The 9,936-nt window shown below is 49.2% G+C and carries 12 protein-coding genes; 5 read left to right on the top strand and 7 right to left on the bottom strand.

Going from position 1 to position 9,936, the window contains the following annotated elements; genetic code table 11:
- Positions 1–113 precede the first annotated feature (113 nt).
- Positions 114–608, bottom strand: coding sequence for a hypothetical protein (locus VIM87_RS20300; RefSeq protein WP_331998773.1), 495 nt, complete (start codon positions 606–608; stop codon positions 114–116).
- A 57-nt stretch (positions 609–665) separates the two neighbouring features.
- Here VIM87_RS20300 and VIM87_RS20295 point away from each other — a divergent pair, with 57 nt between their 5' ends.
- Both VIM87_RS20295 and VIM87_RS20290 read left to right on the top strand, forming a co-directional pair.
- Positions 666–1,034 carry a hypothetical protein gene (locus VIM87_RS20295; protein ID WP_331998772.1) on the top strand — a complete coding sequence of 123 codons (369 nt, stop codon included), beginning with the start codon at positions 666–668 and terminating at the stop codon, positions 1,032–1,034.
- Between the two features lie 80 nt (positions 1,035–1,114).
- Positions 1,115–1,849 carry an SGNH/GDSL hydrolase family protein gene (locus tag VIM87_RS20290; RefSeq protein WP_331998771.1) on the top strand — a complete coding sequence of 245 codons (735 nt, stop codon included), beginning with the start codon at positions 1,115–1,117 and terminating at the stop codon, positions 1,847–1,849.
- Positions 1,850–1,871: 22 nt separating this feature from the next.
- Here the strand turns inward: VIM87_RS20290 and VIM87_RS20285 are convergent, their stop codons facing one another.
- Positions 1,872–2,510: a phosphatase PAP2 family protein gene (locus VIM87_RS20285; RefSeq protein ID WP_331998770.1), complete on the bottom strand. Its 639-nt coding sequence runs from the start codon at positions 2,508–2,510 to the stop codon at positions 1,872–1,874.
- Between the two features lie 268 nt (positions 2,511–2,778).
- Between VIM87_RS20285 and VIM87_RS20280 the strand changes: the two genes are divergently transcribed.
- A complete protein-coding gene (locus tag VIM87_RS20280; protein ID WP_331998769.1) occupies positions 2,779–3,204 on the top strand; it encodes a DUF1801 domain-containing protein in 426 nt (141 codons plus the stop codon).
- Here the strand turns inward: VIM87_RS20280 and VIM87_RS20275 are convergent.
- Both VIM87_RS20275 and VIM87_RS20270 read right to left on the bottom strand, forming a co-directional pair.
- Positions 3,199–3,981 carry an aminoglycoside 6-adenylyltransferase gene (locus tag VIM87_RS20275; RefSeq protein WP_331998768.1) on the bottom strand — a complete coding sequence of 261 codons (783 nt, stop codon included), beginning with the start codon at positions 3,979–3,981 and terminating at the stop codon, positions 3,199–3,201. The genes VIM87_RS20280 and VIM87_RS20275 overlap by 6 nt on opposite strands.
- A gap of 74 nt (positions 3,982–4,055) precedes the next feature.
- On the bottom strand, positions 4,056–4,505 hold the full coding sequence (locus tag VIM87_RS20270; protein ID WP_331998767.1) for a DoxX family protein: 450 nt from the start codon (positions 4,503–4,505) through the stop codon (positions 4,056–4,058).
- Between the two features lie 229 nt (positions 4,506–4,734).
- Between VIM87_RS20270 and VIM87_RS20265 the strand changes: the two genes are divergently transcribed.
- Positions 4,735–5,061 carry a Bor/Iss family lipoprotein gene (locus VIM87_RS20265; RefSeq protein WP_331998766.1) on the top strand — a complete coding sequence of 109 codons (327 nt, stop codon included), beginning with the start codon at positions 4,735–4,737 and terminating at the stop codon, positions 5,059–5,061.
- Positions 5,058–6,557, top strand: coding sequence for an FAD-binding protein (locus VIM87_RS20260; RefSeq protein ID WP_331998765.1), 1,500 nt, complete (start codon positions 5,058–5,060; stop codon positions 6,555–6,557). The genes VIM87_RS20265 and VIM87_RS20260 overlap by 4 nt, the downstream gene beginning before the upstream one ends.
- A 4-nt stretch (positions 6,558–6,561) precedes the next feature.
- Here the strand turns inward: VIM87_RS20260 and VIM87_RS20255 are convergent, their stop codons facing one another.
- The 3 genes from VIM87_RS20255 to VIM87_RS20245 all read right to left on the bottom strand — a co-directional run bounded on the left by VIM87_RS20255 (position 6,562) and on the right by VIM87_RS20245 (position 9,542).
- Positions 6,562–8,532 carry a M48 family metallopeptidase gene (locus VIM87_RS20255; protein WP_331998764.1) on the bottom strand — a complete coding sequence of 657 codons (1,971 nt, stop codon included), beginning with the start codon at positions 8,530–8,532 and terminating at the stop codon, positions 6,562–6,564.
- Positions 8,533–8,779: 247 nt separating this feature from the next.
- Positions 8,780–9,178 carry a hypothetical protein gene (locus tag VIM87_RS20250; protein WP_331998763.1) on the bottom strand — a complete coding sequence of 133 codons (399 nt, stop codon included), beginning with the start codon at positions 9,176–9,178 and terminating at the stop codon, positions 8,780–8,782.
- Between the two features lie 4 nt (positions 9,179–9,182).
- Entirely contained in the window at positions 9,183–9,542 is a 360-nt protein-coding gene (locus VIM87_RS20245; protein ID WP_331998762.1) for a hypothetical protein, read from the bottom strand.
- Positions 9,543–9,936: the final 394 nt, after the last annotated feature.

Raw genomic sequence — 9,936 nt, 5'->3', positions numbered from 1 at the left:
ATGATCGTACTGGCCAAAAGCATCCAGGAAGCCACCTCACTGGCTAAGGCCTACCCGGGTATTAATTTTGGTGCAGAGGTAGAAGTACGGGAGCTGCGGTGAGGCTAACCACTCTATTCTCCCCAGGCATGGTAAACAGCCATTTCACGGTCATCCCGGCTTATTGCTACCATGCCATTGGTGGTAGTGTTATCGTCTGTTCCCGGGTATACCAGCAGCATATTGGTATTGAACCGGTATAGCGTAATGCCGGTATGGATCCATCCGGGAAAGTATTTATAACAGCTGCTAAGGATACTATCCTCCGGCAATGTAAATACCGGCGCAAACCGGGCGCCCCAGGACTGTACGGTAACGGCATTAAAAGCAGTGCTATCTACCAGCTGCCAGTTATGTTTGGCAGCAAAGCGGAGAATGTTGCCGGTATTGAAATGATGTTCATCCGGCGCTTTCCAGTAAATAGCGCGATGGCCGCCCCAGATGCCCTGGTCGTTATAGTTCTCTACCCGTATGCTTTTTTCAAAACCGGCCCAGAACCCCGCCGGGCCTATTCGTTTACAGGCAAAAAAGATCAATACTATAATGCACAACAATTTCAAATACTTCATAGATACAGGCGCGGAATGAGTTATTTGCTAAAATAAACATTTCGTATATTTAATAACATGAACCTGGACGCATACAGATACCTGCAGCAGGTGCGCGACATTGCGCTGGCCTTACCCGGTGTAACAGAAGGTCCCTGCCATGGTACGCCGGGCTTTTGGGTGCATAAGAAGCTGCTGGGCCGTATCAAGGAAGATGGTGAAACCCTGGCCATCCGCACCCAGGAACGGGAAAAGTGGATGGAAGCCGCCCCCGACATTTTTTTCATTACCGATCATTACCAGAACTACCCCATGATGCTCATTCACCTGGCTAAAGTGGATCAGGAAGTCCTGGCCGGCCTTTTCCTGGCTGCCTGGAAAGAACGGGCGCCTAAAAAGCTGCTGCAGGCGTATGAAGAACCGGATAAAAAGCAAAAAAGATCTTAGCCATTCCGGCATTTAACCCTTACCTGCCTGTTTCACATTCCCGGCTTTTACGTTATCTTAATGCCGCTAAAACGGATTTCATGACCCGGAGGAATTTTCTGACCAATACCGCCCTGCAAGCCCTGGGCGCCGCCCTGCCCCTTTCCTTGGCTGCCCGCCAGCATACGCCTAAGCAGGAAGATGCATTTGTGATCAATGCCGGTATTGGCGGTAACAATACCCAGGATATGCTGAACCGCCTGGAAAAAGATTGCCTTTCCCGCCAGCCGGAGCTCACGGTTCTGATGGCAGGCACCAATGACAGCATGAACCATGACAACCACATTCCCTTGGAACAATATAAAGCTAACCTTACGGAGCTGGTACAACGCATTGGCAACAGTGGCAGCAAGGTGCTTTTAATGACCATTCTGCCCTTTTACACACCGTACCTGCTTACCCGCCACCCCGCTTCCTTTTTTGCCAATGAAACACCGGATGAGCGGCGTATAGCCTACAACAATGCTATCCGGGAAGTAGCGGCAGCGCAAGGGGCTACCCTGCTGGAGCTGGGCGCCGTGTTTGAAAAAATAGGCCAGGCAGGAACAGATAAAGCATCACTGCTGCGGAATGAGGCCAACAGCCATGTTAAAGATGGGGTGCACCCCACGGCAAATGGCTACCGGGTAATCGCGCTGGCCGTGTATGATTGTATCACCTACAAACAGCTGCCGGCAAAACGGGTGGTGTGTCTGGGAGACAGCATCACAATGGGTAGCGGCGTTACGGAAGCCGAAAGCTATCCCGCTAACCTGAGAAAATTATTATTGCAATAAGGAATTGGAAATGGCAGATCCGCTAGAACAGCGGTACCGGCGTCAGGGATGATGACGATCTCTTATGTTTCCCGTCTATCCACTTATTCAGCTTATAGCTCAGATAAGCCGATCCGCTGCCGATGATCGCACCCACAAATACATCACTGGGATAATGCCGGCCCAGGTACATACGGGAATACCCTACGGCGCCAGCCCAGGCAAAAGAGGGTGCAATTACATACCATTTCGGATATTCAAGGCTCAGCGCTGCTGCACAGGCAAAAGCGGTGGAAGTATGCCCGGAAGGGAAGGAAGGGCTATTGCCCGATTGAGCGGTATTGAGCTCCGGGTGGTTCATAAAAGGCCTGTCACGGCGGAAAGATTCTTTCATAGCGGTAGTGGCAGCATAACTTACTGCCAGCGCTCCTACGGTGGTCCAGCCATTCTGGATGGTGATCTTATTGCCGGTAGCATACCCGATCACCAGCTGGCTAATGGGCAGGGCGGCAGAAACAGTGTACATGCTGTTGCTTACACCGTTCATAAAACCGTCAAATTCACCATCACGGTTGTAGTTAATTGTTCTTAGTAATTTGTAATCAAGGCCTTGCGCTTTCACCTCAGGCCGGTAGGCAAATACTAACAGCGACAGCAGTAGGACACGTACAAGTCTCTCCACGGAATAATTTTTATGAGTACTGATAACGAATTACATTGCAATCTAGTATGGGATTCTGGATAAAATCTGTAGGTTTTGGTCTACAAATACAGGATCATAGTCCACAACGATGCGTATCTCATTAAATATACCAAATATTTTGAAATTACCAAATCACATTAATATGGCAGGGGCCGCCCACAGGGCTTTCCAGCCTGAAAATCATACTTTTATCAAGCGAAGATACCCCTTATAAAAACTCGTTATATTTGAACTAAATACCCCTGATATGGCAAAACAGAAAACCCAGCCCACCGAGAGCAGCGTTACGGCCTTCCTGGATACAATAACAGATGAAAAAAAACGTACAGACAGCTATGCCATCCTGGAGCTGATGCAGCAGGCCACCGGTTATGCACCCAAAATGTGGGGGCCCGCTATTGTGGGCTTCGGCAGCTACCATTACAAATACGATAGCGGCCATGAGGGCGATGCGCCTTTAACCGGCTTCTCGCCCCGCAAGGAGGCTTTTACTTTTTACCTGATGCTGGGCAGCTTTGATCACTCTTCCCTGCTGGAAAAGCTGGGCAAACACAAAACAGGCAAGGGCTGCCTGTACATCAAAAAGCTGGAGGATGTGGATACTGCCGTGCTGAAAACAATGGTTACACAGGCCAGCAATAGCATGAAAGAAAAATACCCCGGCTCACTATAAGTGAGCGCCAACTTCCTCCAGGTATTCCATACTTCTTTTTTCTGCCGCGCTTTGTAAAATAACGCCGGCGGGAAACAACGCCTCCCGCAAAACCCTGTACAGGTCTATGCTTTGGCGTAAAGCTTCCAGTAAGGATAAGGGCTTGTACTGCGGTACAGTGGCCATTAGCCTTTCCAGGTCTGCGGGTGGTAAACTGGTTTCCAGCCGCCGCATGCCCCGGGGCTGCAGCCCGTTCCGGACCTGCAACAGCGGGGACAGTACCCGCGCCCGTAAATAAGACAGCATATCCATGGTTTCAAAATACTCTCCCCGCCCCAGCTTGGTGGCTCCGTAATGTACCCAGGTCCAGAAGCGGTCTTCCAGCCACTGGTAGTCGGGATAAGGCCAGACAGCCGTGGTATTGCTGATGGTGTTCGTTAGCTGCTGATCTTTTTCCAGCAATACCACGGGGTTCTCTACACGCTGATGGAATTCCGGTAAGGTCAGGAATTTAATATCCACATGCAGCAGCGGATCATCGTACAAGCAAATAAGCAAACGGGGCTCGCCCACATGCTCGCCGGTAAAGGCATTCAGCAGCTTGCCAAATTGCTGCGCATAGGCCAGCATTTGTGTTTTGTTACCGGCAACAACATCGTGGGTAACCAGCACCAGGTCCAGGTCAGAGAAGGCGTCTATTTCATTGGTGATCCAGGAACCGGCTGCTGCCAGGCCAATTACGCGGGCATCGCCTTTAAGCATGTTTACTACGCGCTCAGCAAAGTCTTTTTGTATCATAACATGCCCAATTTAAAAAAAGACGCTGAATGCTAAAAGCAAAATGCCGAACGCCAAAAGCTAAAGGCTAAACGCTAAAAGCTACTTATTAACCGGTCTATCGAAAAACGTCCGCCACCGGTAAGGATCAAAGCCACGCACATCCCTATCACCAGCAGGTGATATTCAAACCCCTCCTGCCCTGCCGGCGCCTGTGCAAACCAGTTCATAAAAAAACCGCTTTTATAATGCACCACCACGATCATCCCAATGAATAAGCCCATCATGCCTACGGCAGCAATGCGGGTGGCCAGGCCGCTGAGCAGCAGCAAGGCGCCGCCGCACTCTACCAGTATCACCATTACTGCTGTAAAGGTTGAGAGGCCGGTGGTTTGCGTGAGGTACTGCATTTCGCCGGATAATCCCGGGCCATTGAACCATCCGAATAATTTTTGCGTAGCATGGGGAAAGATAACCAGTCCTAGTGTAAGGCGTAAAATAAGGCCGGGCCAGTTGCTATCTGTACTAAAAACCTGTTGGAACATAACTTTGTGCTTTAATTTTTATAGTGCAAAGTTGCAACGGGTAGCCACTTTAAACCATTGATCCAGGATAAAAAAAAACTGTGATAAATATCACGGTCCCCCATTCCATTTAAGGGTTGCTTTCCACCACTTGTTAATCAGCAGCAGCCAATTACGCAATGGCGGCTGGCTGGCACGGCAATATGCTCTAATTTGCCCCTGTATATTATTTGACCCCAAAAATTCCCTAATGAAAAAATTGCTACTAACCCTGTTACTGGCCATTTCTCTCATGTCATTCAGCAGCTGTTATTCCTACCGTATTGCTACCAGAAACCAGGAGGGTTCAGAGATCACCAGGGTAACCGCGCATAGCTGGTTCTGGGGCCTGGTTCAAAAGCCCAAACAGCTTAGCACTCCCAATTGCGACAGCCTGAATATCTATGGTATGTCGGAGGTGCAGGTTAAGACCAACCTGGGTTATGCGCTTGTTACGGTAGTGTCCCTGGGTATTTACTGCCCGGTAAAGGTGGAATACCGCTGTGGTAAACCTTGTCCTAAAAACGGCCGCTTATGAGCATGAAAATTTTTAAAACCAACAATACCAAATGGGAGAACCGGCATGAAACCTTTGCCTATACCATCCAGAACCTGTATGAGCTGGGCAATGGCAGCGGTACGGCCCTGGATACGTATAATGCGGCCACCAAAGGCTTTCAGCAGCTGATCCGGGAAGCCATTAATAGTGACAGCGCTTTACGCGGCTTAGGCGCTGGCTGGTCATTTACCCCCATTGCCGCTACCAATGGTATTATACTGGATACAAAGGCGCTGAACACCGTGTTTGAAATTTCACCGGCCAGTGTTACGGCAGCATATAAAGGCGATCCCTCAAAACTTTTCCTGGCCCAATGCGGCACCGCCATCTGGGAGCTCTCTGCATATCTGAAAGAGCGCGGGCTTTCCCTGAAAACATCCGGCGCCAGCAACGGGCAAACCATTGTGGGCGCTATCTCCACGGGTGCACACGGATCCGCCTTTGATGTAGGCGCGGTACAGGATGTGGTAACGGGTATGCACCTTATACTGGGGCCTGACCGGCATATATGGCTGGAGCGCAGCAGCAATCCTGTGGTATCAGAGAGCTTTATTGCTTTACTGGATGCAGAGCTGGTGCGGGATGATGAGCTGTTTAATGCTGCGCTGGTGAGCTTTGGCAGCTTTGGTATTATTCATGGAGTAATGATCGAAACAGAACCGCTTTTCCTGCTGGAGGCCCATCTTGAATGCAGGCCTTTGAATGCCGCTTTGCGCAGCTGGATGCAAACACTGGATTTTTCAAAAGCTACGCTGCCGGGCGGGAATGAACGCCCTTATCATTTCCAGGTGATCATTAACCCCTATAATTTAAAGAAAGGCGCCTATGTTACCAGTATGTATAAAAGGCCCTACCACACCGGATATACTCCGCCGGTAAGCAATACACAGGGCATTGGCCCGGGCGATGATGCGCCCTGTTTTATAGGTAAGCTCACAAATGCCATACCCAGCACCGTGCCCCTGCTGGTAAATAATTTACTGGCCGGTGCACTCACACCTTACAAAAATCAGCTGGGCTGTTTAGGGGAAATATTCTCTAATACCGACCTGCATGGCAAATTGCTGAGCGCTGCCGTGGGTATACCGCTGGAACATGTGAATACGGTCATTGACCTGCTACTGACCCTCAATAATTCCAAGGGACCTTTTGCCGGGCTTTTTGCTTTCCGGTTCATAAAGCAGTCCGGCGCTTTGCTGGCGTTTACACGATTCCCTTACACCTGTGTGGTGGAGCTTGATGCAGCCTTTTCCAAAACCACCTATTCTTTTTACAAAGCAGTATGGAAAGAGCTGGAAAAGCAGAATATACCTTTTACCTTTCACTGGGGCAAAGTGAATGAGCTTACGCCTAAGCGCATGAAAAAAATGTACGGCGACCGGCTGGATGCCTGGGTAAAAGCCAGGAACCAGCTATTAAAACCGGATGCTAAAAAAGTATTCAGCAATACTATTATGGAGCAATGGGGACTGTGATACTCTATTGATGTGCGTAGGATTCCAGCTGTGTTTCCAGCATTTTTTTATAATACCGGAAACGGATGTCGCTCAGCTCCCCGGCCACTTTCACGGCCAGGTCGTACAGCCCGTTCAGCTCATCATTCTGGAAGGTATTGTCTTTAAAATAGGTATAACGGGTATCTATAAACGCTAAGATCTTATTGTACAGGTCAGCGGGTGTTTCCGGGGTGATGACCTGTTCATTAATAAGCGCCTGCAGGGCTCTTTTAAATTCCCATTCATAATTGTTGCGCAGCTGTTCTACGGCTTCATTCACCTGCCCCAATGTAAGGTTGCCATCATAAAAGGGCTGCAGTGTAGTGTTGATCTTATGCACAATATCCAGGTAGGCATCATTGCGTTTGCCAAATGCCTGGAACTGCCGGTACTGCGCCAGCACATGCTCCTTTTGGCCGTTGGCATTTGTATAAAAAAAGCTGAAAGCTTCTTTATCCAGCTGCGCCTGCTGCACTTTTAATGCTTCGTTCTCATTTTCCAGGCGGGCTATAATGCTGTCGCAATCGTGGTGGGTATACTTGGCGCCGTCAAAGTCAAAGCTGGTAACATCCAGCCGCTTTTCCTTGATAGCTCTTAATATGGCCAGGTCGTTCTCATTGTTGGTAATAGAAGCCTGGATCTGCCCGTTCTCTTCGCTGAACAGCGTTTCAAAGCCGCCCGGCTGCGGCGTATATTCGTTAGCGGTAAGATCCCATTCCGTTACATTAATATAACGGCTGTCATAAAAACCTTTGTAGGCAGCCGGCAGGCGGTAAGTTTCCTGCTGTTCGGCATGCCAGGTATCAAACTCCCGGTCATCATAATGTTTTATTTCACCTTCCATAGGTACTGCGTGGTACAGGTTGGCTGTCAGCTTTTCCTGCAGGGCCTCTGCATCATGGAACAGTACCCAGGCGCTGGTATCATCGGCAGGGGCATCCATAGCCACCTGCTCAAGGTGCGCTTTACGTTCTTCCAGCGTAGGATGGCTGGCCCATTGATTTTTATAATTGATCCTGGATTTGGAAAATGAGCGGATGAACTGGTAGCTAATATCCGGCAGGCCCTGTTTCAGCGGCAGCTGGTGCTGGCTGGCCATGGCGCGGAACACGGTAAGCTGGTTACGGAAAATATTGCGGGCCACCTTTTTTTCACGCAGCCATTCATTGGCTGCATTAATAGCAGAGGTATAGCAGCCGCCGGCCACCTCTACCCTGCTCAGGGCTGTTACCAGGTTATTACCGCCTGCTACGCTGGCCGCAATGGTATCGGCATGAAATTCCATTTCCCGGCTCAGGGCCAGGTAGCTTTTGTTGATCAGCTTATACATGCCGCGCAGGATCCATTGAATGCCCTGCGCTATTTTGATGGTAATGTTGGCAAAAAGGGCCAGGAAACTGTGAAGGTTGCCCCAGGCCTGCAGAAAAGCTGTATAACCATTGTTATCATACAGCATATTATAAATAATACGGTTAGTATTATACGTAAAGCTGCCCAACTTCATACTGCGCTGGCTGAAGTGCCCAAACTCATGCGCCATTACGGCTTTAAACTCGCTGATGTTAATGCTGTTCACCAGGCCCAGGCCTATTTCCAGGTTCTTACGTATGGGCAGGAACATGCTCCAGAAGCTGGAATGATAGAATACGCAGGCATTTACATCGGGCGACAGGAATATTTTTTTCGGGAAACGGGTATTGGTATCGGTGGTAAGGCGGCGAATGAAGGCAAATAATTCCGGCTGCTCTTCTTCTGTAACAGGAATGCGCGCGGCATTTTCATCCTTTGAAACCGCAAACATAAACTTCACCAGGAAGTACAACACGGAAATACCTAAACATACCAGCCCTCCGCCTAAAATGATAGTGATCATCTTAGGCAAATTCACTACTATCCAGATACCGGCATAACAGCATGCAATGGCCAAACCCACGGCCACAGCCAATAACAGCACATAGGTGATTAAGAAAAGCAGGATAGCGATAATAACTTTAAGGGCTTGTTTTCTGAATCCGGCGGATGGCGTTAACTTCTCCGGATAAACATGGGCCGGCGGCAATGGATATGACAATGAATTCATGGCACAGGTTGTAGTGTTGGCATTGGTAAATACTACACAATATAATAAAAAAAATCTATAAGACAAAGCAGCACATACCTTAATGGCATGTGCTGGTGATGTATGGTATGGGGATGAAAGGTCAGCTGATGGCAGGCGGCGGTACGGGAACAGTGGCCAGCCGGGCTTTTTCCTTAGAGATCCTTCTGCCCCGGAAAAACAGGTACAGGTTAAAGAACAGCATGATGCCCAGGTAGATGCAAAATCCGCCGATTTTGGTGCTCAGTATTTCCAGCAGGCGGCGGTTGCTGGCAATGTCGGATACAATGGTCATTACCCAAAAGGCAAAACCCAGGTTCAGCAGGTAAAAGCCGGTTTCAAACAGCTTGTTGGTAGCGCCGGCAATTTCGGCCTTGCCGCCAAAAATGTCCAGCATGAACACTTTGCTGTTTTTGAACAGGGTATGCGCTACATACCAGGTTAATAAGATGACCACAGGCAGGTAAATTAAATAGGCCATGAAATTGTAGGAGGTTTGCATACAACTATATTTTAGAATGAATAATAGACTGATCGCGTTTGCTGATAAAGTAAATGCCGGCCATGTTGCCAAAATGGATGAGCGCCAGTGTAAGCAGTATTTTGCCGGTCATGGCGGTAATGCTGCTCAGCAGCTCCGTCCAGGTGTGAATAGTATCCCAGGTGGTGAGCATCAGCGCGGCGTAGCCCAGGTTCAGCAGGTAATAACCCACCAGCAGGATCTTGTTTATAAAGTCGGTAAGCGCGGCATCCTGCCGTAACAGGTTCAGGATGAACAGGCGCCCGTTGCGGTAAAAGATGAATCCTACACGCACTGTTACCAGGTAGGTTATGAGCAGGTAAATGATATAGGCAAGTGTGTTCATAAGTGCGAAAGTTCCTGACAAAGGTATTCACATATTTTGAATTTTCAAAAATTTCTGAAAATACATGAAGCGATTAGTCATTAGTAGTAAAGAATTAATAGGGTAAGCCGGGAGGATGCGGTTGGCGGTTGGCGGTTAGCAGTTGGCAGTCGGCAGTTGGCGGTTAGCGGTTGGCAGTTAGCGGTTAGCGGGTAGCGGGTAGCAATTGGCGGGTAGCGGGTAGCAATTGGCAGTTAGGGATTAGAAGTTAGTGTTAGCGTGTAGCAGTTAGCGAGTAGCGGTTAGCGAGTGGCGAGTAGGGGTTAGCGGTAGCGGGTAGCGGGTAGCAGTTAGCGGTAGCGGGTAGCGGTTAGCGGGTAGCAGTTAACAACAGTTAGCGGTGAGCAATTAGCAG

It is taken from the genome of Chitinophaga sp. (assembly GCF_036569125.1).
Taxonomy (GTDB): Bacteria; Bacteroidota; Bacteroidia; order Chitinophagales; family Chitinophagaceae; genus Chitinophaga.
This window is presented reverse-complemented; position numbering and strand designations above follow the sequence as displayed.

Coding starts and splice junctions, on each gene's coding strand:
- VIM87_RS20300 (WP_331998773.1), bottom strand. CDS start 608: ATGAAGTATTTGAAATTGTTGTGCATTATAGTATTGATCTTTTTTGCC.
- VIM87_RS20295 (WP_331998772.1), top strand. CDS start 666: ATGAACCTGGACGCATACAGATACCTGCAGCAGGTGCGCGACATTGCG.
- VIM87_RS20290 (WP_331998771.1), top strand. CDS start 1,115: ATGACCCGGAGGAATTTTCTGACCAATACCGCCCTGCAAGCCCTGGGC.
- VIM87_RS20280 (WP_331998769.1), top strand. CDS start 2,779: ATGGCAAAACAGAAAACCCAGCCCACCGAGAGCAGCGTTACGGCCTTC.
- VIM87_RS20275 (WP_331998768.1), bottom strand. CDS start 3,981: ATGATACAAAAAGACTTTGCTGAGCGCGTAGTAAACATGCTTAAAGGC.
- VIM87_RS20270 (WP_331998767.1), bottom strand. CDS start 4,505: ATGTTCCAACAGGTTTTTAGTACAGATAGCAACTGGCCCGGCCTTATT.
- VIM87_RS20265 (WP_331998766.1), top strand. CDS start 4,735: ATGAAAAAATTGCTACTAACCCTGTTACTGGCCATTTCTCTCATGTCA.
- VIM87_RS20260 (WP_331998765.1), top strand. CDS start 5,058: ATGAGCATGAAAATTTTTAAAACCAACAATACCAAATGGGAGAACCGG.
- VIM87_RS20250 (WP_331998763.1), bottom strand. CDS start 9,178: ATGCAAACCTCCTACAATTTCATGGCCTATTTAATTTACCTGCCTGTG.
- VIM87_RS20245 (WP_331998762.1), bottom strand. CDS start 9,542: ATGAACACACTTGCCTATATCATTTACCTGCTCATAACCTACCTGGTA.